Annotated in this window: 21 protein-coding genes and 1 other RNA gene; 12 read left to right on the forward strand and 10 right to left on the reverse strand. The window is 68.0% G+C overall.

The window, feature by feature from the left end; translation table 11 throughout:
• The first annotated feature begins 23 nt into the window (after window positions 1-23).
• The 4 genes from acuI to F3S47_RS00440 all read left to right on the forward strand — a co-directional run bounded on the left by acuI (window position 24) and on the right by F3S47_RS00440 (window position 4909).
• The gene (gene acuI / locus F3S47_RS00425; RefSeq protein ID WP_150443254.1) at window positions 24-1016 is read left to right on the forward strand and encodes an acrylyl-CoA reductase (NADPH); all 993 of its coding nucleotides are present in this window, start codon (window positions 24-26) and stop codon (window positions 1014-1016) included.
• A gap of 128 nt (window positions 1017-1144) precedes the next feature.
• On the forward strand, window positions 1145-1564 hold the full coding sequence (locus F3S47_RS00430; RefSeq protein ID WP_150443255.1) for a universal stress protein: 420 nt from the start codon (window positions 1145-1147) through the stop codon (window positions 1562-1564).
• Window positions 1565-1732: 168 nt separating this feature from the next.
• Complete coding sequence (locus tag F3S47_RS00435) at window positions 1733-3382, forward strand: BCCT family transporter (protein WP_150443256.1); 1650 nt, start codon at window positions 1733-1735, stop codon at window positions 3380-3382.
• 108 nt (window positions 3383-3490) lie between these two features.
• Complete coding sequence (locus F3S47_RS00440; RefSeq protein WP_150443257.1) at window positions 3491-4909, forward strand: cryptochrome/photolyase family protein; 1419 nt, start codon at window positions 3491-3493, stop codon at window positions 4907-4909.
• 58 nt (window positions 4910-4967) lie between these two features.
• On the opposite strand, the gene F3S47_RS00445 is transcribed toward F3S47_RS00440, so the two are convergent.
• Window positions 4968-6407 carry a pilus assembly protein TadG-related protein gene (locus tag F3S47_RS00445; protein ID WP_191090033.1) on the reverse strand — a complete coding sequence of 480 codons (1440 nt, stop codon included), beginning with the start codon at window positions 6405-6407 and terminating at the stop codon, window positions 4968-4970.
• Between the two features lie 22 nt (window positions 6408-6429).
• Entirely contained in the window at window positions 6430-6873 is a 444-nt protein-coding gene (locus F3S47_RS00450; protein WP_150443259.1) for a TadE/TadG family type IV pilus assembly protein, read from the reverse strand.
• Window positions 6874-6975: 102 nt separating this feature from the next.
• On the opposite strand from F3S47_RS00450, the gene ssrA reads away from it, so the two are divergent.
• The 5 genes from ssrA to fumC all read left to right on the forward strand — a co-directional run bounded on the left by ssrA (window position 6976) and on the right by fumC (window position 11488).
• Window positions 6976-7327, forward strand: a transfer-messenger RNA (tmRNA) gene (gene ssrA / locus F3S47_RS00455).
• Between the two features lie 155 nt (window positions 7328-7482).
• The gene (locus tag F3S47_RS00460) at window positions 7483-8127 is read left to right on the forward strand and encodes a DUF1194 domain-containing protein (RefSeq protein ID WP_150443260.1); all 645 of its coding nucleotides are present in this window, start codon (window positions 7483-7485) and stop codon (window positions 8125-8127) included.
• Between the two features lie 70 nt (window positions 8128-8197).
• Window positions 8198-9448 (forward strand): chromate efflux transporter, encoded by a 1251-nt coding sequence (chrA, locus tag F3S47_RS00465; protein WP_150443261.1) that lies wholly within the window; start codon window positions 8198-8200, stop codon window positions 9446-9448.
• Window positions 9449-9510: 62 nt separating this feature from the next.
• A complete protein-coding gene (locus F3S47_RS00470) occupies window positions 9511-9984 on the forward strand; it encodes an SspB family protein (protein ID WP_150443262.1) in 474 nt (157 codons plus the stop codon).
• Window positions 9985-10096: 112 nt separating this feature from the next.
• Window positions 10097-11488 carry a class II fumarate hydratase gene (gene fumC / locus F3S47_RS00475; RefSeq protein WP_150443263.1) on the forward strand — a complete coding sequence of 464 codons (1392 nt, stop codon included), beginning with the start codon at window positions 10097-10099 and terminating at the stop codon, window positions 11486-11488.
• A 79-nt stretch (window positions 11489-11567) separates the two neighbouring features.
• Here fumC and F3S47_RS00480 read toward each other — a convergent pair whose 3' ends face one another.
• Both F3S47_RS00480 and F3S47_RS00485 read right to left on the reverse strand, forming a co-directional pair.
• Entirely contained in the window at window positions 11568-12014 is a 447-nt protein-coding gene (locus F3S47_RS00480) for a hypothetical protein (RefSeq protein ID WP_150443264.1), read from the reverse strand.
• A 57-nt stretch (window positions 12015-12071) separates the two neighbouring features.
• On the reverse strand, window positions 12072-12494 hold the full coding sequence (locus F3S47_RS00485) for a hypothetical protein (protein WP_150443265.1): 423 nt from the start codon (window positions 12492-12494) through the stop codon (window positions 12072-12074).
• Between the two features lie 54 nt (window positions 12495-12548).
• On the opposite strand from F3S47_RS00485, the gene F3S47_RS00490 reads away from it, so the two are divergent.
• Both F3S47_RS00490 and F3S47_RS00495 read left to right on the forward strand, forming a co-directional pair.
• A complete protein-coding gene (locus F3S47_RS00490; RefSeq protein WP_150443266.1) occupies window positions 12549-12734 on the forward strand; it encodes a DUF4169 family protein in 186 nt (61 codons plus the stop codon).
• A complete protein-coding gene (locus F3S47_RS00495) occupies window positions 12727-12960 on the forward strand; it encodes a ribbon-helix-helix domain-containing protein (RefSeq protein WP_150443267.1) in 234 nt (77 codons plus the stop codon). The genes F3S47_RS00490 and F3S47_RS00495 overlap by 8 nt, the downstream gene beginning before the upstream one ends.
• Here the strand turns inward: F3S47_RS00495 and F3S47_RS00500 are convergent.
• From F3S47_RS00500 to F3S47_RS00520, 5 genes are all read right to left on the reverse strand, one after another.
• Window positions 12948-13235: a hypothetical protein gene (locus F3S47_RS00500; protein WP_150443268.1), complete on the reverse strand. Its 288-nt coding sequence runs from the start codon at window positions 13233-13235 to the stop codon at window positions 12948-12950. The two genes, F3S47_RS00495 and F3S47_RS00500, sit on opposite strands and share 13 nt — an antisense overlap.
• A gap of 306 nt (window positions 13236-13541) precedes the next feature.
• Window positions 13542-14897 carry a cytochrome P450 gene (locus tag F3S47_RS00505; protein WP_150443269.1) on the reverse strand — a complete coding sequence of 452 codons (1356 nt, stop codon included), beginning with the start codon at window positions 14895-14897 and terminating at the stop codon, window positions 13542-13544.
• The gene (locus tag F3S47_RS00510; RefSeq protein WP_150443270.1) at window positions 14894-16129 is read right to left on the reverse strand and encodes a hypothetical protein; all 1236 of its coding nucleotides are present in this window, start codon (window positions 16127-16129) and stop codon (window positions 14894-14896) included. The genes F3S47_RS00505 and F3S47_RS00510 overlap by 4 nt, the downstream gene beginning before the upstream one ends.
• A 94-nt stretch (window positions 16130-16223) precedes the next feature.
• Window positions 16224-16748, reverse strand: coding sequence for a DinB family protein (locus tag F3S47_RS00515; protein WP_150443271.1), 525 nt, complete (start codon window positions 16746-16748; stop codon window positions 16224-16226).
• The gene (locus tag F3S47_RS00520; RefSeq protein ID WP_150443272.1) at window positions 16745-17497 is read right to left on the reverse strand and encodes a cytochrome c biogenesis CcdA family protein; all 753 of its coding nucleotides are present in this window, start codon (window positions 17495-17497) and stop codon (window positions 16745-16747) included. The genes F3S47_RS00515 and F3S47_RS00520 overlap by 4 nt, the downstream gene beginning before the upstream one ends.
• 115 nt (window positions 17498-17612) lie before the next feature.
• On the opposite strand from F3S47_RS00520, the gene F3S47_RS00525 reads away from it, so the two are divergent.
• Window positions 17613-17861 (forward strand): sulfurtransferase TusA family protein, encoded by a 249-nt coding sequence (locus F3S47_RS00525; protein ID WP_150443273.1) that lies wholly within the window; start codon window positions 17613-17615, stop codon window positions 17859-17861.
• A 59-nt stretch (window positions 17862-17920) separates the two neighbouring features.
• Here F3S47_RS00525 and F3S47_RS00530 read toward each other — a convergent pair whose 3' ends face one another.
• Window positions 17921-20575: an Rne/Rng family ribonuclease gene (locus F3S47_RS00530; RefSeq protein ID WP_191090034.1), complete on the reverse strand. Its 2655-nt coding sequence runs from the start codon at window positions 20573-20575 to the stop codon at window positions 17921-17923.
• Between the last annotated feature and the right edge of the window lie 393 nt (window positions 20576-20968).

A 20968-nucleotide genomic window follows, 5' to 3' on the forward strand; every position in this document is an offset into this window, starting at 1 on the left:
GGACCCCAGGAAGGAGACACCCGATGTTCAAGGCGCTGGTCGTCGAGAAGGACGAGAACGGCAAAACCCATGCCGGCGTGCAGGAGCTGCCCGACGACCGTCTGCCCGAGGGCGAGGTCACGGTGCGGGTCGCCTACTCCACCCTCAACTACAAGGACGGCCTCTGCATCGGGCCCGGCGGCGGACTGGTGAAGGACTACCCCCACATCCCCGGCATCGACTTCGCCGGGACCGTCGAGCAGTCGGACGACGAGCGCTACAAACCCGGCGACGAGGTGATCCTCACCGGCTGGCACGTGGGCGAGCGTCACTGGGGCGGCTACGCCGAGAAGGCGCGGGTCAAGGCGGACTGGCTCGTGCCGATGCCGGACGGGCTGACGGCACGCCAGGCGATGGCCGTGGGCACCGCCGGCTTCACCGCCATGCTCTCGGTGATCGCGCTGGAGGAGCACGGGCTGAAGCCGGGCACCGGACCGGTGCTCGTCACAGGCGCCTCGGGCGGCGTCGGCTCGGTCGCGACGGCGCTGCTGGCCGAACTCGGTCACGAGGTGGCCGCGGTAACCGGCCGGCCGGAGAACGCGGGATATCTCAAGGACCTGGGCGCCACGCAGATCGTGGACCGGTCCGAGATCGCCGAGGCGGTCAAGCGCCCTCTGGAGAGCGAGACCTGGGCCGGCTGCATCGATGCGGTTGGCGGCGAGATGCTGGCGCGGGTGCTCGGGCAGTTGAAGTACGGCGGCTCCCTCGCCGCCGTCGGGCTCGCTGCGGGCCCGCAGTTCCCGGGCAACGTCGTCCCCTTCCTGCTGCGCGGCGTGAACCTGCTCGGGATCGACAGCGTCACGCGCCCCTACGCGGATCGGGTCGAGGCCTGGCAGAGGATCGCGCTCGACCTGCCGATGGAAAAGCTCGAGGCCATGGTCGAACCTGCGACGCTCGAAGATCTGCCGGAGCTCGGCGCCTCGATCCTCAAGGGCGGCGTCAAGGGCCGCGTGCTGGTCGAGGTCCAGCCGGACTGACCCCCGGGGCACCTTTTCGCCCCCGACGGGTTCCAAGGAGCCTCACACTGCTGTTACCATTGCTCTACTCAGAGGCCCCGGACGGCTGTCCGAGGGCCCCGATCTTCTGAAATTGAGGGGGTAGTTCAATGTTTTCCAAGATAATGGTCCCGGTCGATCTCGCGCATGTGGACAAGCTCGGGCGCGCTCTGTCGGTCGCAGGGACCCTCGCCAAGGAGAACGGCGCCGAGGTCGTCTACGTCGGCGTAACCGGATCGCATCCGTCCTCGGTGGCTCACACCCCCGAGGAATTCACCAAGAAGCTCGAGGCCTTCGCCGCCGAACAGGGCGCGGCCCACGGGCAGAAGACCTCCTCGTTCTCGGTGCACAGCAACGACCCCGCCGCCGACCTCGACCACAAGCTTTCGGAGGCGGCGGAAGAGACCGGCGCGGACCTCGTCGTGATGGCGACGCATGTGCCCCAGGCCGGTGATTTCCTCGGACCGAACCACGGCTCCGCTCTGGCGCGCCACTCGCACATCTCGGTCTTCCTGGTCCGTGGCGGCTGACACCGAAACCGGGACTTCGCGACGTTCGCGGAGAGGACGATTTCAAGCCCCTGGGGCGCAGGTTTTGCGTTTCCCGCCGAGGGGTGGCATGACTCCGCCGATCGGCGCCCTAGTTAACTCGGCGTCGAGTAGCTCACCGATACCAAATCAAAACCGAAGGGAGCGTCAATGAGCGACCAAACCAACGATCAGTTGGACATCCCGTCACCATCGGGTGAGGTCAACACGATCGACACAGATTACGAGGTCGGCCAGGACAACTTGCAAGGCAAAGTTGGTCCCGTCCTCTTCGACATTCACAACCCCGTCTTCCTGGTGTCGTCGCTGACGATCCTCGTTTTCGTGGTCTGCACGCTGCTCTTCCAGGAGACGGCGAGCGCGGCCTTCGACTGGATTTTCACCTTCGTCACCACGACCTTTGACTGGTTCTTTCTGAGTGCCGCGAACATCTTCGTTATTTTCTGTCTGGTTCTCATTTTCACGCCCATGGGCAAGGTCCGCCTCGGCGGCACGGACGCGAAGCCGGACTTCGGCTACATGTCCTGGTTCGCCATGCTCTTCGCCGCCGGCATGGGCATCGGCCTGATGTTCTTCGGCGTTCTCGAGCCGGTCTACCACATGCAGGTCAGCCAGCCGCTGGGCCTTCAGGGTCCGATCGGCGAGGACGGCAGCATCGACCAGAGCCTGGTCGAGAGCGCACGCAACCACGGTCTCGCCGCGACCATCTTCCACTGGGCCCTGCACCCCTGGTCGATCTACGCGGTCGTGGCTCTCAGCCTCGCGCTCTTCACCTACAACAAGCAGCTTCCGCTCTCGATCCGGTCGGCCTTCCATCCCCTCTTGGGTGACCGCGTCTGGGGCTGGCCGGGGCACGTGATCGACACGATCGCGGTCTTCGCCACGCTGTTCGGCCTTGCCACCTCGCTGGGTCTGGGTGCGGAACAGGCCAACGCGGGTCTGAACTATGTCTACGGCATCGAGCAGTCCCGGATGACCCAGGTCATCATCATCGCCTGTGTCACCGCCGTGGCGCTGGGCTCGGTGCTGCGCGGCGTCGACGGCGGCGTAAAGGTGCTGTCGAACGTCAACATGTTCTTCGCCGCCGTGCTCCTGGCCTTCGTCTTCTTCGTCGGGCCCAGCCTGACGATCCTGGGCGATGCCTGGGCCGGCCTGAGGACCTATGCGACGGACGTCTTCGCCCTCTCCAACCCGGTGGGCCGCGAGGACGACAGCTTCCGCCAGGGCTGGACCTCGTTCTACTGGGCCTGGTGGATCAGCTGGTCACCCTTCGTCGGCATGTTCATCGCCCGCGTCAGCCGCGGCCGGACGGTGCGGGAGTTCATCACCTGCGTGATCCTCATCCCGTCGCTCGTCTCGGTCTTCTGGATGGCGACCTTCGGCGGCACGGCCATCGAACAGGTCGTGACCAACCCCGAGGCCTCTGGCGTGAAGGAGAACGTGATCGACAGCTACAACGACTCGATTGCGCTCTTCGCGATGCTGGGCGAGCTGCCGCTGACGGCGATCACCTCCACGCTGGCCATCGTGCTCGTGCTGGTGTTCTTCGTCACCTCCTCGGACTCCGGGTCGCTGGTGATCGACACCATCACCGCCGGCGGCAAGACCGAGGCGCCGACCTCCCAGCGTATCTTCTGGGCGGTCATCGAGGGGGTCGTGGCGATCGCGCTTCTCCTCGGCGGCGGCCTCACGGCCTTGCAGGCCATGGTGAACGCGACGGGGCTCTTCTTCACGATCGTCCTGCTCTTCCTGTGCTGGGCGATCTGGGTCGGTCTCAGGAGCGAACAGAAGGGCACCTGAGCCCGCCTCAAACCTTCGAGACGATGAAGGGCGGCGCCACCCGGCGCCGCCCTTTCTCTTTTGCCGCAGGAGCCTTGTCTCGCGCCGCCCCGTCCTAGCTTTGCCGCCATGACCGACAGCCCGATCCTTCTGTGGTTCCGCCGCGACCTGCGCCTCTCGGACCACCCTGCCCTCACCGAAGCCGCCGAGAGCGGCCGCCCCGTCATCCCCGTCTTCCTCCTCGACGAGGTCCTCGAGGATCACGGCGCGGCCCCGAAATGGCGGATGGGCCTCGCCGTCGAACGTTTCGCGGAGCGTCTGTCGGAGAAAGGCGCGCGCCTGATCCTGCGGCGCGGCCGGGCGCTCGAAACCCTCCGCGACCTCGTGGAGGAAACCGGCGCGGGCGCCGTCTGGTGGACCCGCCTCTACGATCCCCTCGCCCGAGACCGCGACGAGCGGGTGAAGGCCGGGCTCAAGGATGACGGAGTCGACGCGAGATCCTTCCACGGCCACGTCCTCTTCGAGCCCTGGACCGTCGAGACCAAGACCGGCGGCTACTACAAGGTCTACACGCCCATGTGGCGGGCCGTCCGCGATCGGGACCCGGGCCGCGCCCTGCCCGCCCCCAAGGAGTGGCGCCATCCCGGGACATGGCCCGACAGCGACCGGCTGGAAGACTGGAAGCTCGGCGCCGCCATGAACCGCGGCGCGGCCGTTGTCGCGAACCACGTCACCGTGGGCGAGGACGCCGCCTCGCACCGCCTCGGCGCCTTCATGGCCCACAAGATTGACCATTACGGCGAGGCCCGCGACATCCCCGGCACCGACGGCACCTCCGGCCTCTCCGAGAACCTGACCTACGGCGAGATCGGCCCCCGCTCCTGCTGGGAGGCCGGCCGCCGCGCCATCGAGGAGGGCAAGAAGGGCGCCGAGACCTTCCTGCAGGAACTGGTCTGGAGGGAATTCGCCTACCACCTCGTCTACCACACGCCGCGTCTCATGACCGGCAACTGGAAAGAGGACTGGGACGCCTTCCCCTGGAACGAGGACGAGCGGAAGGCCGAGGTGAAGGCCTGGAAGAGGGGCCGCACGGGCATGGAGCTGGTCGACGCCGCGATGCGCGAGATGCACGTCACCGGCACCATGCACAACCGCGGCCGGATGATCGTGGCCTCCTATCTTACCAAGCACCTGATGACCCACTGGAAGATCGGCTGCCGCTGGTTCGAGGAGCACCTGATCGACTGGGATCCGGCCTCGAACTCGCTCGGCTGGCAGTGGTCGGCGGGCTCGGGCCCGGACGCCACGCCCTACTTCCGCGTCTTCAACCCGGAAACCCAGGTGGACCGCTTCGACAAGGACGGCACCTACCGTCGCGCCTGGATCGCCGAGAACCGGGGCAACCCGGCCAAGACCGCCCTGGCCTTCTTCGACTGCATTCCGCGCAGTTGGAACATGTCGCCCGAGGACGACTACCCGGAACCCGTCGTCGGCGCGAAGGAGGGCCGGCAGCGGGCGCTCGACGCCTACGAGAACCGCCCCTTCTAGAAACGACGAAGGCCGGGCTGCGGGCCCGGCCTTCCGATCCATCGATCCTCTGCGGGTACTACTGCACCAGCCGCGAGCGGGCGGGCACCGGCTCTCCGCTGTTCCGCCAGGTCGGCGGAATGGTCGCCAGCTCGTAGTGGCTGTCCAACTCGAAGCTGCAGGGGTTGCCGTTGATGCTCAGGTCGCCGCCGAGCGGCGTGGAGCTGTCCTGCCCCTGCACGCCGGTCTCGAAGTAGACGTTCCGGGCTTTCATGTTGCCGCCGGGGTTCCAGCTGGGCGATGCCGCCACGACACCGTTGGTCGAAACGCCGTTGTTGCTCCAGCCGCCCATCTGCAGGCTCTCGAGCCCGAAGAGATAGACCGAGAAGTAGTCCTTCTTGCACTGGGTGCCCTTCTCGCCCCAGGTCACGTCGCCGGCGAGGCCGACCTGGCGGCCGAAGATGAACACGTCCTCGAAGTGCAGCTTCCGCCCGCCGCCGGTTCCGAAGTAACCGTTCACGATGAAGGCCACGTTGGTCGCGTCCACGTTGCCGGAGAACTGGGCGCCGCCGTTGACGACATAGATCGTCCCTTCCTCGAGGTCCTGTTCGCGCACGGTCCACCAGCCCTCCATGACGACGACCTTGGCCGGGCCGTTGTCGTAGAGGAAATCGGGGAGCAGCGCGCCCTGGTAGGTCTCGGGAGGGTTGCCGTTGTTGTAGAGCGTAGCCCACAGATCGGCGTGCATCTCCTGCAGATGCGGCAGGATCGTCGGCTGCAGGTCCCGGCCCATCCGCAGATGCTCGACCGGGATTTCGCTCGGCCCGTAATGGTTGATCGTCACGTCGCTCTCGTTCAGCGCCGAGAAGGTGACTTCCATGTCGTAGTGATCGCCGCCCCCGGTGAGCACGCCGGTCTGGCCGTGGATGCAGACCCCCTTGTTCAGGTGGTTGCCGCCGCCTGTGTCGACGCGGCCGTAGGAGATGACCGTCATCATCTCGCACTCGGGCCCCACCGGCTCGTTGGTCTCGGGGTCCTTCGCTCCGGCGGAGGGCTCGTCGATGACGAGGGTCTGTGCGCCCATCTCCCAGCTGTTGATGCCCACGAACTTGAGCAGGAAGGTCGGCACCGCGTCATTGCCGGCCTTGGTCAGGTCGGCGGAGACCCGGACGGCGTTCACCACCTCCGGGTCGCTGCTGAGCGTGAAGGTGCCGGCAGCCTGGTCCCAGCTGCCGAACTCGACGTCACTGGCATTGACGATGCCCGAGCGACCCAGGTTCTCCTCGGCCACCTCGAGCGCCAGGCTGCGGGCGGAGTCGAAGTCCTCCAGCTTCGTGCCCGCAGCGAGCGCGGCGGCATCCGTCGCGACCTGCAGCCGGGTCTGCGACTGCCAGGCATGGGCCTGGTCGAGCGCGAGGCCCGCGAGCGCCAGGGCGGCGACGGTGAAGAAGAGGCTGCTGATCGTTGCGGCCCCGTCCTCTTCTTTTCTGAAGCGGGTCAGGAAAGTGCTGAAGGGCATTGAGTTCAAACCTCTCGTCATCCTAGCTCCCTGCCCCCGAACCGGAGGCGATCGAGGAAGGAGCCTCGACATACATGGTGACCGCCGCGGTCAGGTTGCCGCTGGCCAGATAGCCGGAAAATGCCGTGATCGAGCTGAACGGCGCGCTGACCGCCGTGGTGACGAAGCCGTCGGCCATCGTCACGCTCGCGTCGAAACCGGTGTAGCGGGAAAAGCCCTGCTCCACGAGCGTCTCGGCCTCCGAGGCGGTCTTCGCCCCGACCGCGACCAGCCGCGAGGTGTCGCGGGCGGCCACGTAGAACTGGCTGCGCTGCTGGAAGAGCATCGTGGCATCCACCGTCAGCGTCATGATGAGCAGCCAGACGGGAAGCCAGAGAACGTATTCCAGGGTCACCGACCCCTCTTCCCGCCGCATACGGCGCCAGAGGCGGCTCAAGGCCGGAAGAACGTGCTGGACTCGGGACATGACAGCTTCCCTAAGGTTGGCATCGCCAGTAACTGCCGCTGAATTCAGGCAGAATTGGGACGGGCCTTGGGCCTTTGAACGACGGAAACCATGAGATCGAAGGGGGTTGAGCGCGCCCGGGCGCCGCCCTATATCTGGGATGTCCCGCAAGGGACTATGGACATAAACGCGCACGTAATAAGCGGATCGGACCCGGGGGCAGTACCCGGCGGCTCCACCAAAACACCCGGTCGTTGGCGGGTCATGGGGCCGAACTAGGATCGACGAACGTGTAAAGGTGTGGCTTTGTCCCGGTGAGGTACCACCGTTATCGGTCCGTAAAGCATAATTGCCAACGACAATCGTGCTCCGATCGCCGTTGCTGCCTAAGCAGTAACGAGATCGAAATCTTAAGCCCTTGCGCCTAGCAGCGTAAGGCGGGGTTCGCAGGCACCTGGCAACAGAAGCCTGCACTTTCCCCCTATCCGCAGCGCCCAAGGCGGTTCGAACCGCCGTCTTGAACGCCCGTCCACGGACGTTGCCCAAGCGCGTTCGAACGCGCTTGCCCAAGGGCCTTTGAAGGCCCTTGCCGCGCTTGCCAGCCCGCGCGCCGCGCGACAGTCTGGCCTCATGCACCGGCTCGCACTCTGCCTCGCCCTGCTGCCCCTGCCCGCCCGGGCCTGCGAGACGGCTCTCCTGCTGCTCGTGGACGTCTCCAACTCCATCGACGTGGCCGAGTACCGCCTCCAGGTCGATGGTCTGGCCGACGCGCTGGCCGATCCCGAGATCTCCGAGGAGCTGGTTCGCGGCCGCTCTGCCCTCGCGGTCGTGCAGTGGTCGGGCGCCGACAAGCAGGAGCTCACGATCCCTTGGCGGCAGATGTTCAGCCCGCTCGACGTCCGCGGCCTCTCGAACGAGACCCGGACCATGCCCCGCGCCTTCGTCCTCTCCGACACCGCGCCCGCAGAGGCGCTCGCCTTCGCGCTCGACCAGTTCGCGACGGCGCCGGACTGCAAGCGGCGGATCATCGACGTCTCGGGCGACGGCACGCCCAACGCGGGCTCCGACATCCGCCCCCTGCCGCGCCGGGCCGAGCGCATGGGCGTCACCATCAACGGCATCGCGATAGAGGGCATGGGTCTCGCCATCACCGGCTTCTTCCGGCGCTTCGTCATCACCCGGGACGGCTTCGTGATGACCGCGCGGGGCTACCGCGACTACCCGCGCGCCATCCGCGAGAAGATCCTTCGCGAGGTCTCGCGGGTCTTCGGCTGACCTGTGACACTTCCATGACAACGCCGATTGCCGCTGGACGCCGCCATCCTCCCTGTCGGAAGCAGGGGCCATGACCTTCGCCGCGCTCTTCACCGTCTTCGGACGCATCGGCTGCCTCTCGTTCGGCGGCCCCGCCGCGCAGATCGCGCTGATGCACCGCGAGCTGGTCGAGGAGCGACCCTGGCTGACCGAGGACCAGTTCCTTCGCGCGCTCTCCTTCTGCATGCTACTGCCCGGCCCCGAGGCCATGCAGCTCGCCACCTATGCGGGCTGGCGGCTGAAGGGCATTCCCGGCGGCCTGCTGGCGGGCGGGCTCTTCGTCCTGCCGGGGGCCATGGTCATCGCCGCGCTCGCCGCGGCCTACGTGGCCTACGGCGATGTCCCCGCCGTCGAGGCGGCCTTCCTCGGCATCAAGGCGGCCGTGGTCGTGATCGTCCTGCAGGCGATCCAACGACTCGCCTCCAAGGCGCTGAAGACGCGCGACGCGGTGGCTCTCGCCGTCCTCGCCTTCATTGCCCTCTTCGCCTTCGACCTGCCGTTCCCATTGGTCGTCGCGCTCGCCGCCGCCTGGGGTGCGCTCCGCGCGAGCGGCGAAAGAGGCAGCGCCCCGCCGCGCTTCGACGCGGCCCGTCTCGCACTGGTCCTGCTGGTCGGCGGCGCGCTCTGGGCCGCTCCCGTGGCCCTCGCCGCGCTCGCGGGACAGGAGCTGCTCGTTCAGCTCGGCGTCTTCTTCTCCAAGCTCGCCGTCGTCACCTTCGGCGGCGCCTACGCCGTCCTCGCCTACATGACGCAGGAGGTCGTCTCGGGCTACGGGTGGCTCACGACCGAGCAGATGATCGACGCGCTGGGACTGGCGGAAACCACTCCGGGCCCACTGATCCTCGTCACGCAGTTCGTCGGACAACTGACCGGTGCGCTGCAGGGCGGGCCGGGTCTCGCGACGCTCGCTGCGCTGATGACGCTCTGGGTGACCTTCGTGCCCTGCTTCATCTGGATCTTCGCCGGCGCCCCGCTGATCGACTGGCTGGAGCACCAGCCGCGGATCTCGGGCGCCCTCTCGGCGGTGACCGCGGCCGTCGTCGGCGTCATCGCGAACCTCTCGGTCTGGTTCGCGGCGCATGTCCTCTTCGCCGAGGTCGGCCTCCTCTCGGCGGGCCCCCTGTCCGTGATCGCCCCCGACCCGCGCAGCTTCGACCCCGCGGCCCTCGCCCTGGTCCTTCTCGCCGCGGCCCTCCTGCTCTGGTGGCGCTGGCCGCTCCTCGCCGTGATCGGCAGCCTCGCGCTGGCCGGTCTCGCGGTCGGAGCGACGGGGGTCGCGTGACCCCCTTTCCCTCGCTTCCGAATCTCGTATGCTTCAATCATCAGTCGGAAGGAGCAGCCTCCGTGAGTCAGTCCATCGACTACGGCAACCTGATGCATCGCGCGATGCGCGGCCTCATTCGTGAGGTCCTGGAAAGCGTGCGCGACGAAGGTCTGCCGGGGCAGCATCATTTCTTCATCACTTTCGACACGATGCACCCCGACGTGGAGATCGCCGACTGGCTCTCAGACCGCTACCCGGACGAGATGACCATCGTCATCCAGCACTGGTTCGACAATCTAGAGGTCACCTCCGAGGGCTTCTCGATCACGCTCAACTTCGGCGATAGCCCGGAGCCGCTCTACATCCCCTACGATTCCATCCGCACCTTCGTGGACCCGTCCGTCGAGTTCGGCCTGCGCTTCGAGACGCAGGAAGAGGACGACGACGAGGAGGACGACGAAGAAGCGCCGATGGAAGAGATGGCCGAGGACGACGGCGAGGCGGAGAAGCCCAAGGAGGCCGAGGTCGTCAGCCTCGACCGCTTCCGCAAGTAGCGCCCTCCCCCGGCCCGTCAGCGCAAACAGCTCGATTCACGGCATTCCGCCCGTTGCGGCACCCGCCCGGCGGGTCTATCCGGTGTGCGAAGGTATACCAGGGAGAGGACGCATGACCGCCACCCGCACCGAGACCGACAGCTTCGGCCCGCTCGAGGTCCCCGCCGACCGTTACTGGGGCGCCCAGACGCAGCGCTCGCTCAAGAATTTCCCCATCGGATGGGAGAAACAGCCCGTGGCCATCGTCCGGGGGCTCGGCGTCATCAAGCAGGCCTGCGCCGAGGCGAACCTAGAGCGCGGCAAGCTCGACCCAAAGATCGGCGAGGCGATGATCCAGGCGGCCTCCGAGGTCGTCGAGGGCAAGCTCGACGACCACTTCCCGCTGGTGGTCTGGCAGACCGGCTCGGGCACCCAGTCCAACATGAACGCCAACGAGGTCGTCTCGAACCGCGCAATCGAGATCCTGGGCGGCGAGATGGGGTCCAAGGACCCGGTCCATCCCAACGACCACTGCAACATGGGGCAGAGCTCGAACGATACCTTCCCGACCGCCATGCATATCGCCGTGGCAATGACGGCGCATGACGTCACGCTGCCGGGCCTCGCCAAGCTGCACGCCGCGCTCGAGCAGAAGGTCGTGCAGTTCGACGGCATCATCAAGATCGGCCGCACCCACACGATGGACGCGACGCCCCTCACGCTCGCGCAGGAGTTCTCGGGCTACACCCACCAGGTCGCCATGGGGATCGAACGGGTGAAAGCCGCCCTGCCCCGGATCTACGAGCTGGCCCAGGGCGGCACTGCTGTGGGCACGGGGCTCAACACGCCGAAGGGCTGGGGCGAGACGGTCGCGGCGAACATGGCGCGGATCACCGGCCTGCCCTTCGTCACGGCACCCAACAAGTTCGAGGCCCTGGCGGCGCATGACGCGCTGGTCGAGATATCTGGCGCGCTCAAGACCGTGGCCGCCAGCCTTTTCAAGATCGCCAACGACATCCGCCTGCTGGGCTCCGGTCCGCGCTGCGGGCTGGGCGAGCTGATGCTACCGGAGAACGAGCCAGGCTCCTCCATCATGCCGGGCAAGGTGAACCCGACCCAGTGCGAGGCGCTGACGCAGGTCTGCGCGCATGTGATGGGCAACGACGCCGCCGTCGGTTTCGCGGGGTCACAAGGGCACTTCGAGCTCAACGTCTACAAGCCGATGATGGCCTACAACGTGCTGCAGTCCATGCAGCTTTTGGGCGATGCCGCGACGGCCTTCACCGACAACTGCGTCGCGGGAATCCGCGCCAACGAGGAGCGGATCGCCAAGATCATGGGCGAGAGCCTGATGCTCGTGACCGCGCTCGCGCCTGAGATCGGCTACGACAACGCGACCACGGTGGCGAAGACGGCGCACAAGAACGGCACGACCCTGCGGGAAGAGGCGGTGAATCTCGGCTTCGTGACGGCCGAGCGCTTCGACGAGGTCGTGCGGCCCGAGCAGATGATCGGGCCGAAGTAACCTCTCCGGCGGTTTTGTTAATCATTCCAGGGCCCTGATGTTTCGCGCGCGAAACATCAGGGCCCTACCCTTTGCGGCTTCAGGAGATCTCGCAGCCGCGCCCGGAGAGCTGGCCGATGGCGGCGCTCGACCCGCCGAGCGGCACCTCGGTCAGCGGTCCGCCGCGGTAGAGACCGAGGTCGAGCACCTGGCCCGCCCGCAGTTCGGCCAGCAACCCGAAGACCGCGTCCAGCGAGTCGAAATCCATCATGCAGACCGAGGCGTTGCACTGCGTGGTGAAGAGCAGGTGCTCGGGCCTGTCGTCCACCGAGGCGACGAAGGCGGGCTCCATCCCCTGCGGCGGAGTGTAGCCCTCCAGCAGCACGGCCGGGTAGCCGCCGTTGCCGCATTCGACCACGAGGCTGTAACCCGCCGTCCCCGGCCCGATCGCCCGGCCTGCGGGCATGGGACCGGGATCGTAGCGCCATTGGGCAGCGGCGGGTGCGGCGAGACAGGCGAGCGCGAGAGCGTAGCGGACGACGGACATGACAAACCTCCGGGTACTGAACATGCCCCGGAGGCTGCCCGGCGAAGCTACTCTGCGTCAACCTTCGGTGCAGGCGAGCTCCGAGAGGGCATCGTCGGAGCCGCGAAGCGAAATGGTCTGGAGCACCTCGTCCTCCGAGACCACGGCACGCAGTCCGGCGCGGAGCGCATCGGTCAGGTCGGTCGCCTCCCTGCTCGCGTCCAGCGCGCAGGTCTCGCCGTCGCAGTCCGCCTCGAAGGGGCCGAAATCCGTCCCGTCCACGCTAACGGTGAACGCGCGCGGCCCGGGCGCGCCCTGCACCAGCACGCCCGCGAGATTGAAGGCCGGGGCCTCGTCCTCGCAGGAGACGCGCATCGAGAGCCCGAAGGGCCCCGGCCCGAGGGCGATGGGGTCGGCCTCGTCGGTCTCCAGCGACCAGTCCGCCGACGCGGCGGCGGGCAGGAGGAACGTGAGGGCAAGGGCGCAAATCCAGCGTGGCATGGGCGGGGGCACTCCGGTTATGGATGGGTCGTGATTTCCCGAGGACGTGTCACGATGAAGAAGGTCGTCAATCTCCGCCAGGTCCGCAAGACGCGGGACCGTGCCGAGGAGAAGCGCCGCGCGGACGAAAACGCCGTCCGTCACGGCCGGAGCAAGGCGCAACGCCTGCTGGAGACGGCGCAGGCCGAGGCCGCGAAACGGCGGCTCGACAGCCAGAAGTTCGAGGATTCCGATGGCTGACACCGCCGGGCGACCGGTGAAGCGGTCGCTCACCCTGCGGGGGCACCGGACGAGCGTGTCTCTGGAAGAGCCCTTCTGGACCGCCTTCCGGGGCATGGCTGAGGCGCGCGGTCAGACATTGAACGGACTGGCGACGGAGATCGACGAGGCACGCGGAGCGGAGGTCGGCCTGGCCTCGGCGATCCGGGTTGCGGTACTGCGCGACCTGCAGCGTCAGTCGGAGTAAAGCGCCGCGCGGACGCGGGCGAGGTCCTCGGCATCCTGCTGTTCGGCGGTCAGGCTCTTCGGCGGCAACGGCTCGTCCCGTCCGGAGGTCGAGAGGTCGGCGCTGAAGAGATCCTTGATCTCCTTCTCGTCCACGGCACGGCGCTGCGCGGAGCGCGAGGCCGGTGCGGGCGGCTCGCCGCGGGACTGGCGCACGATGTTCATGACGCTCTCGAGGGTCTTCACAAGACCCGGCGTCGGACGCGGCTTGCTTTCCATCTCGTGGGCGAGGGCCATGAAACCTTTCTCCTGTCGTAGGTCGCTCCGCGGTGCAGCACCGCGGTATTCCGCCGATATAGCATGGACCCGGTGCGGGTGAATGCCCCGGAAGCGCCGCAATCGGCGCCTTCCCTCTGCCTTAATCTGCCTCAAGGCCCTGTATTCATTGCATCTCGCGGCACTCACCCCGCCCGAAAACGGCCTGAATGTCGCGCCGCATTTCGGCCGGAATGACACGACATACTGGAGTCTGAATTTCCCGATCAGATGCAATCCGCGGGATCTGGCGGAATCGTTTCCGCCGGCCCTCGCCGCCACGCAGAATCAGGCGTCGCGCGGCGTGAGCCTGAGCCAGATGCCGTCCCTGGCCCGAACGGTGAGATGCGCGACCGGCACGGGCTCGCGTCCGTCCACCGGTTCGATCCTGAACGCCCGCACCACGAGCGCGAGCAACAGCACCCCCTCGACCATGGCGAAGCCCGCACCTGTGCAGACCCGGGGACCTGCGGAAAAGGGCATGTAGGCCTCCCGCGCGCTGCACTTGCCGCTCTCGGTCTGCCAGCGGGCCGGGTCGAAATCGTCGGGCGCCTCCCAGAGCCGCGACTGCCGGTGCAGGTGCCAGGGCGAGAGCACGACCTGCGCGCCGGGCCGCACCGGCCGCTCGCGGAAAGTCTCGTCCCGAGTCGCCTCGCGCACCATCATCGGCACCGGCGGATAGAGCCGCAGCGCCTCGCGGAAGACGTCGCGCGTGACGCGGAGCTTCGAGACGGAGCCGAAGCTGTCGCTCGCCTGCGCGCCCTCCCCGGCCACCTTCTCCTGCCACTCGGGATGGGTCGCCAGCAGGTAGAGCGCCCAGCCAAGGGCCGAGGCCGAGGTCTCGTGCCCCGCGAGGAAGAAGATCGCCACCTGGTCGACCATCTCCTCGACGCTGAAGCGCGCGCCCGTCTCGGGGTCGGTCGTGGTCATGATCTTGGTGGCGAGGTCTTCGGGCGCGCGGCCCGCCTCAATTTCGGCCAGCCGCTCGGCGGTCAGGCGCTGGATCAGGCGGCGGATGCGTTTCGCGGAAGCCCGGGTCTCGCGCCGGAAGAAACGCGGCATCCACCGGGGGCCGGGCACGAAGGCGGCGAGGTTCAGGATCGGCTGGCTGCGCTGGTAGGCACGGAACTCGTCGAAGACGGCGCGGGCCACCTCGTTCTCGATGGGGATCGAGAAGAGCGTGCGGAAGATGACGTCGGCGGCGGCGTGCGAGGTCTCCGCCTCGATCTCCAGCGGCATCCCGTCCGCCTGCGCGCCGAGTCGCGCGACGGCCGCCTGCCCCGCCGCCCACATCGCAGGATACGTGTCGCGCAGCCTGCCGCCCTCGAAGGCCGGGTCGATGATCCGCCGCTGCCGCTTCCAGGCCTCTCCGTTGGTCAGGAAGACCGAGTTGCCGAGCAGCGGCCGGAGCCCCGCCCCGATCCGGTCGGACTTCGGAAAGTCGTCGGGCCGCTCGTTCAGCACCCGCCGCAGCAGCGGGGGATCGTTCACGAGGTAGGACCGGAAGAACGGCGTCCGGAACTCCGCCATCCAGGCGCGGTAGAGCTTCTCGGGTTGCGCCGAGAGGATGTCGGCCCGGAAGAGGCGCAGGTAACGCCAGAGCGACACGCGCTCCGGCCGCGAGGCGGGCTTGGGCGGCCTCATGCGGCGCGGCTGGTGTATTTCGAGGCGGGCCGCCGGATCAGGCTCTTCGACGGCGGCCGGTCCGCGTAGCGCTCACGCAGGGTGAGCGGTCCGGCGGTGATCCGGAAATAGTCGTAGTCCTTCGGCCGATCGAAGGCGCAGAGGTACTGGAAGTGCAGCCGGAAGAACCGCCAGCGCAGCTCTTTCCACCGCTCCGGGCTGAGCGTCTGCGTGAAGGCGGCGGAGAAGACCAGCGGCCATTTCTGCCCGGTCTCGGGCGCGACGCCGGAGACCGCCACCGGATCGCAAAGCGCGAAGGCGCAGCCGTCGCCGGGGGCGGTCACGTCGACCCAGGCCAGCTCGTCCCGCGTGCAGAGGTAGGCGAGATCGGCCCGCAGCCGGTGCGCCTCGGGCAGGAACGAGACCATAGGCACCACCTGCCCCAGCGAGAGGAAGGCCAGCGCCGGACCGTTGGCGGGCACACGGCCGTCGCGGATCAGGTCGGCGAGGATCGAGACCCCGAGATGCGCGCCGGAGGAATGGCCGACGACCAGCACCTCGTCGCAGGGCTCCGTCAGGGCCTCGGCGACGCGGTCGCCGAACTCGGCCATCCGCGCCTCGAGGTCGGGCGGGTTCGCACCCTTCCAGTGCGCGGAATAGGCGTAGTCGTGCATCAGGTAGTAGGCGAAGAACTTGCCGTCCTTCTTCTTGAACCACCTCAGCAGGGTGACGGCGACCAGCGCCCAGACGCCCAGCCGAAGCGCCAGGGTGATCGCGGGCAGCTCCGCCACCTGCGAAACCGCGGCCGAGACCAGCGCCCCAGCCGCCGCGCCCAGCCCGAGGGCCACCGCGAGCTGCAGCAGCAGCATCCCCACCGGGTAGAGCGCCGCGATCACCGGGCCCTTCCGCAGCCACATGAGCCTCCGCAGCGTGCCGCTCGCGATATAGGTCCATGCACAGCGGACCAGTTGGAGATAGGTGCCGGCGATGGTCGAGGACATGGAGCCGCGCACGATGTCTGACCAGACGAGCACCTCGACGTCGGCCTCAACGGCCTCGCCCTCGATCTCCGCCGCGACGTGCCAGCCGTAGGGACCGCCGCCCGCCGCCTTGGGAGAGAGGGCGATGCGATAGCCCGAGATCTCCGCCTGGGCCGCGCCCTCCTTGCGGTAGAGCTCGCGGTAGCGGCGCGGGTGGATCGGGTCGTAGCCCGGTATGTAGAAGACGCGCCTGCGGCGCACCGGCCCGGTCATGGCCCTGTCCCTTCGGCTCCTCGCCAGAGAGGCTAGCCGATCCGATGGGCGAAAATAAGCCTGCCCTGAGGCCCCTCCGGGCCGGGGAAGGGGCTCAGCCGTGGTAGGCCTCGGCCGAGGGAGCGCGGTCGTAGACGAGGTGGAATTCGTCGAGCTGTGGCGGCGCGATGCCCGCCTCCTGCAGCTGGACATGGGCCTGTCCGCGATGGTGCACCTGGTGCTGCAAGAGATGCAGCAGAAGCGCGTCCACCCGCTCGGTCACCGGCCCCTCGGCGCGCTCGGTCTCGCGGGTGGCGGCGAGCGTCTCCTCGGTCAATCCCATGCAGAATTGGGCCAGCCGCATGTCCGCGCCCGCCTGTTGCTCTCCGAGCTCTGACGCGGTGCCCTCGATCCGCGCCTCGCGCAGGGCCCGGCCCTGTCCGCCCTCTTCGAGCGCGTCGAGGTAGTAGAGGTCGACCTCGAGGATATGGCCCATCGTGGCGGCGAGCGAGGGAAAGAAGCCCGGGCGCGGCGCGGTGAACTCGGCCTGCGGCAGCTCCAGCAGCGCGCCGTAGAGCGTGGAATTGGCCCAAGCGTTGTTCAGCGCCATCCGCAGGTAGGGATGGGCCGCGCCGCTCATCCGAGCTGCGCCAGAACGGGGAAGGTCTCCAGCAGCCAGTAGGAGAAATCCGAGAACTGGCCGGTTAGCATCATCAGCCCCACCGTCCAGAGCAAGACGCCCGAGACCCGCTCAATCCGGTCCATGTGCCGCCGCATCCAGGCCATCGCGCCCTTGAGCCGCGGGAAGAAGGCCGCGACCAGCAGGAAGGGGATGCCGAGCCCCAGGGCGTAGAAGGCGAGCAGCGCCGAGCCCCGCGCCATGTCGGCCTCGGACGCCGCGAGCCCGAGGATCGCGCCCAGGATCGGCCCCAGGCACGGCGTCCAGCCGAAGGCGAAGGCGAGGCCGAGCACGAAGGCCCCAAAGGCCGACCCGCCCCGGTCGCCCGCGTCCACGCGCGCCTCGCGGTCCATGAAGCCGATCCGGAAGACCCCGATGAAATGCAGGCCGAAGATCATGATGACCAAGCCCGCGCCGGTCACGAACCAATCCTGCACCGAGAGGAACAATCGCCCCATGGCGGAGAAGGCGAAGCCCAGGAGCAGGAAGACCGTCGACAGGCCCATCACGAAGAACAACGCCGAGAGCGTCACCCGCCGCCGCGCGCTGCGGGTGCCGTCGAGCTCGGTCACGCTAACCCCGCCCATGTAGGCGAGGTAGGGCGGCACGATCGGCAGCACGCAGGGGCTGAGGAAGGACAGCAGGCCAGCCGCCATCGCGATGAAAAGCGCGGGCAGCAGGGTCGCGTCGAGAAGGAGACTCGTGTCCATGGCTCTCTCTTAGGCGAAGGCGCGGGGCGCGTCACGGGGGCGGGCTGTCACGCCTGAGAGACCGCGCGGTCGGACCGGGCGTGACTCGAAGCCCGCAAGGCGCTAGCCAATCGCCATGAGCGAGGGCGAAGTCGAGATCGATACGCTGGGGCTGCTCTGCCCCCTGCCCGTCCTGCGCCTGCGCAAGCGGCTCCTCGGGCTCGCGCCCGGAACGCTGGTGCGCTGCCTCGCCGACGATCCCGTCGCGCTCATCGACATCCCGCATTTCTGCGCCGAGGCCGGACATACGCATCTTTCGGTCGAGGAGGACGGGGGCGTGCAGCACCACTTGATCCGGCGCGGCGAGGCCCCGAGCGACGGCTGAGGCCCCGAAGCGAAAAGGCCCCGCACTCGCGGGGCCCTCTCTTCAACTCGTGCCGGGTCTCAGCGGCCCAGCGACCACCAGCCGCGGCGCTTGGGCTTGGACGGTTCGTCGTCGCCGTTGGCTCCCACCGTTTCGCGCTCCTCGGTCTTCTCCTCGGGCGCGGCGGTCGGCTCGAGCTCGGGGGCCGGCTCGGGCTGCGGTTCCTCGGCGACCTCTGGCTCCGGCGCAGGCTCGGGCTCCGCTGCGGGTTCCGGCTGGGGCGCCTCGGCAACCTCCGGTTCCGGCGTGGGCTCGGGCTCCGGCTCGGCGGCGGGCTCGGCGGCGGCCGTAGGCTCGGGCTGAGGCTCGGGAGCCGGCTCCGCCTCGGGGGCGGGTTCGGCGGGGGTCTCTGCCGTCTCGGCGGGCTTCTTCCGGCGGGTGCGGGTCCGCTTCTTGCGCGGCGCCTCTTCGGCTTCCGCCTTGCCCTCGTCGGCCGGCTTGGCCTCGTCGGTGGCCTTGGCTTCGGTCGCCGCCTCGGCGGTATCGGCCTGCGCCTTGTCGGACTGACCGTCGGAGGCCGTCACGGCCTCGGACTGCTCCGGCTTGTCGGAGTCGCCCTGCTGTTGATCGCCGTTCTCGGAGCCGTTCTCACCACCACCGTTCGACTTGCCGCGACGGCGGCGACGGCGACGGCGCTTCTTGGGCTTCTCCTCGCCCTCGGCGGCGGCCTCCGGCTCCGGCGGCGGTTCGGGAACCGCCTCGGGCTCGATGGCCTCCTCGGGTTCGTCGGCCAGCAGGGTGCTGTCGGAGGAGATCACCGGAAGCTCGACCTCGGCTACGACGCGGGTCGCGGTCTTGAACTTCTCGAGGTGGAAGTCGGGCGAGGTCATCCCCGGATCGGCCTCGATCCGGACGGCGAGGCCGTAGCGCGCCTCGATCCCCGCGACATGCTCGCGCTTCTGGTTGATGAGGTAGTTGGCGATGGCCACCGGCGCCTTGACCAGCACCTCCTTGGAGCGGCCGCGCACGCCCTCTTCCTCGATCTGGCGCAGGATCGCGAGCGCGACGTTGTCGTCGGAGCGCAGCAGGCCCGTGCCGTGGCAGTGCGGGCAAGGCTGGGTCGTCGCCTCCAGCATGCCGGGACGGAGCCGCTGGCGGCTCATCTCCAGCAGGCCGAAGCCCGAGATCCGGCCCACCTGGATACGGGCGCGGTCGCTCTTGAGCTTTTCCTTGAGACGCTTCTCGACGCTCGCGTTGTTCTTGCGCTCGTCCATGTCGATGAAGTCGATGACGATCAGACCGGCAAGGTCGCGCAGGCGGAGCTGGCGGGCCACCTCCTCGGCGGCCTCGAGGTTGGTCTTGAGCGCGGTCTGCTCGATCGAGCCTTCCTTGGTGGCCCGGCCCGAGTTCACGTCGATGGCGACCAGCGCCTCGGTCACACCGATCACGATGTAGCCGCCGGAGGGCAGCTGGACGGTCGGGTTGAACATCGAGGTCAGGTAGCTCTCGACCTGGTGGCGGGCGAAGAGCGGCAGCGCGTCGTGGTAGTGTTTCACGTTGCGGGCGTGGGACGGCATGATCATCTTCATGAAGTCCTTGGCCACGCGATAGCCGGCCTCGCCCTCGACGATGACCTCGTCGATATCCTTGGAGTAGAGATCGCGGATCGACCGCTTGATGAGGTTGCCTTCCTCGTAGATCGGCGCGGGGGCAATGCTCTTGAGCGTGAGCTCGCGGATCTGCTCCCAGAGGCGCTGGAGGTACTCGTAGTCGCGCTTGATCTCGGTCTTGGTGCGCTGCGCGCCCGCGGTCCGGATGATGAGACCGGCGCCGAGCGGGACGTTCATCGAGGTCGCGATTTCCTTCAGCTTCTTGCGGTCGGCGGCGCTAGTGATCTTGCGGCTGATGCCACCGCCGCGGGCGGTGTTGGGCATGAGCACGCAGTAGCGGCCTGCGAGGCTGAGGTAGGTGGTGAGGGCGGCGCCCTTGTTGCCGCGCTCTTCCTTGACGACCTGGACCAGCATGATCTGCCGGACCTTGACCACTTCTTGGATCTTGTACTTGCGCGGCCGCGGTTTCCGGGTCGGGCGGACCTCGTCGGTGTCGTCGTCGGCGACGGACTCGATCTCGGACGCGCGGTCGTCGCCGCCCTTGTCCTTGGCGTAGTCCTTGGCCGCGGGCGTCTCTTCGTCGGCGCTGTCCTCGGCCGGAGCCTCGGACTCGGCGGAGCTTTCCGGTGTCTCGACCGGGGTCTCGGGGACCGTCTCCATGTGGCTGCGCGCCTCGGCGGAGTCACCGCCCTCGTCGAGGTCGATGGTCTCCATCCCCGAGGGATCGGAGGAGGTCTTGGCGTCGTCGGTGGAGGTCTCCGCCGGCTTGGAGCGCGAGCGGCGCGTGCGCTTCTTGGGCTTCTCGTCCGGCTCGTCCTCGTCCGCCTCGCTCTTGGCGAGCGCCAGTTCCTCGGCCAGCAGCGCCTCGCGGTCGGCGACCGGGATCTGGTAGTAGTCGGGGTGGATTTCCGAGAAGGCCAGGAAGCCGTGGCGGTTGCCGCCGTAATCGACGAAGGCTGCCTGGAGCGAGGGTTCGACCCTCGTGACCTTTGCTAGATAGATGTTCCCGGCGAGCTGACGCTTGGCCTGGGCTTCGAAGTCGAATTCCTCGACCTTGTTTCCGTCGACCACCACGACGCGGGTCTCTTCCGCGTGGGTGGCGTCGATGAGCATTTTCTTTCCCATGGTGTCCGTTCGCACGCCCTCCCCGGCGGCGCCCCGGGGGGCGCGGACGTGGAGGTGGCGTGTCTGATTGTGGCGTGAAGCGGTGCGCGGACGACCACGGAACCCCTCGGGGTCCTGCTCTGTTCTGGTCTCAGCGTCGCGCGCCTCATCGCGTTTCTTCTCCGGCCCCCGCGCGCAAACCGTCGGAGACCATTTGGGCCGGGGCGTGTCGCCTCCGGCAGGTCTTCAAGGCCCCTAGGGGCTTGATATTTCTGTCAAAAGCCGCGAAGCAACCTGCCTCGTCCCTGCCAGTGACAGCGAATTCGTTCGGCCGCCGGACCCTGTCACGGTAGCGATGGCCGTTCTTCTAGATAAAGGAAGCGTACGGCGAATGACAATGGTCAATCGCGGGCC

The sequence above is a fragment of the Histidinibacterium aquaticum genome (assembly GCF_008710275.1).
Taxonomy (GTDB): domain Bacteria; phylum Pseudomonadota; class Alphaproteobacteria; order Rhodobacterales; family Rhodobacteraceae; genus Oceanicola; species Oceanicola aquaticus.

Excerpts from the sequence above, each read along its gene's own strand:
- F3S47_RS00515 (WP_150443271.1), bottom strand. The coding sequence starts at position 16,748 with ATGAGCGGCGCGGCCCATCCCTACCTGCGGATGGCGCTGAACAACGCT.
- F3S47_RS00505 (WP_150443269.1), bottom strand. The coding sequence starts at position 14,897 with ATGAGGCCGCCCAAGCCCGCCTCGCGGCCGGAGCGCGTGTCGCTCTGG.
- F3S47_RS00440 (WP_150443257.1), top strand. The coding sequence starts at position 3,491 with ATGACCGACAGCCCGATCCTTCTGTGGTTCCGCCGCGACCTGCGCCTC.
- F3S47_RS00450 (WP_150443259.1), bottom strand. The coding sequence starts at position 6,873 with ATGTCCCGAGTCCAGCACGTTCTTCCGGCCTTGAGCCGCCTCTGGCGC.
- F3S47_RS00520 (WP_150443272.1), bottom strand. The coding sequence starts at position 17,497 with ATGGACACGAGTCTCCTTCTCGACGCGACCCTGCTGCCCGCGCTTTTC.
- F3S47_RS00480 (WP_150443264.1), bottom strand. The coding sequence starts at position 12,014 with ATGTCCGTCGTCCGCTACGCTCTCGCGCTCGCCTGTCTCGCCGCACCC.
- fumC (WP_150443263.1), top strand. The coding sequence starts at position 10,097 with ATGACCGCCACCCGCACCGAGACCGACAGCTTCGGCCCGCTCGAGGTC.
- F3S47_RS00490 (WP_150443266.1), top strand. The coding sequence starts at position 12,549 with ATGAAGAAGGTCGTCAATCTCCGCCAGGTCCGCAAGACGCGGGACCGT.
- F3S47_RS00500 (WP_150443268.1), bottom strand. The coding sequence starts at position 13,235 with ATGGCCCTCGCCCACGAGATGGAAAGCAAGCCGCGTCCGACGCCGGGT.
- F3S47_RS00510 (WP_150443270.1), bottom strand. The coding sequence starts at position 16,129 with ATGACCGGGCCGGTGCGCCGCAGGCGCGTCTTCTACATACCGGGCTAC.
- F3S47_RS00495 (WP_150443267.1), top strand. The coding sequence starts at position 12,727 with ATGGCTGACACCGCCGGGCGACCGGTGAAGCGGTCGCTCACCCTGCGG.
- F3S47_RS00525 (WP_150443273.1), top strand. The coding sequence starts at position 17,613 with ATGAGCGAGGGCGAAGTCGAGATCGATACGCTGGGGCTGCTCTGCCCC.
- acuI (WP_150443254.1), top strand. The coding sequence starts at position 24 with ATGTTCAAGGCGCTGGTCGTCGAGAAGGACGAGAACGGCAAAACCCAT.
- F3S47_RS00430 (WP_150443255.1), top strand. The coding sequence starts at position 1,145 with ATGTTTTCCAAGATAATGGTCCCGGTCGATCTCGCGCATGTGGACAAG.
- F3S47_RS00485 (WP_150443265.1), bottom strand. The coding sequence starts at position 12,494 with ATGCCACGCTGGATTTGCGCCCTTGCCCTCACGTTCCTCCTGCCCGCC.
- chrA (WP_150443261.1), top strand. The coding sequence starts at position 8,198 with ATGACCTTCGCCGCGCTCTTCACCGTCTTCGGACGCATCGGCTGCCTC.
- F3S47_RS00435 (WP_150443256.1), top strand. The coding sequence starts at position 1,733 with ATGAGCGACCAAACCAACGATCAGTTGGACATCCCGTCACCATCGGGT.
- F3S47_RS00460 (WP_150443260.1), top strand. The coding sequence starts at position 7,483 with ATGCACCGGCTCGCACTCTGCCTCGCCCTGCTGCCCCTGCCCGCCCGG.
- F3S47_RS00445 (WP_191090033.1), bottom strand. The coding sequence starts at position 6,407 with ATGCCCTTCAGCACTTTCCTGACCCGCTTCAGAAAAGAAGAGGACGGG.
- F3S47_RS00530 (WP_191090034.1), bottom strand. The coding sequence starts at position 20,575 with ATGGGAAAGAAAATGCTCATCGACGCCACCCACGCGGAAGAGACCCGC.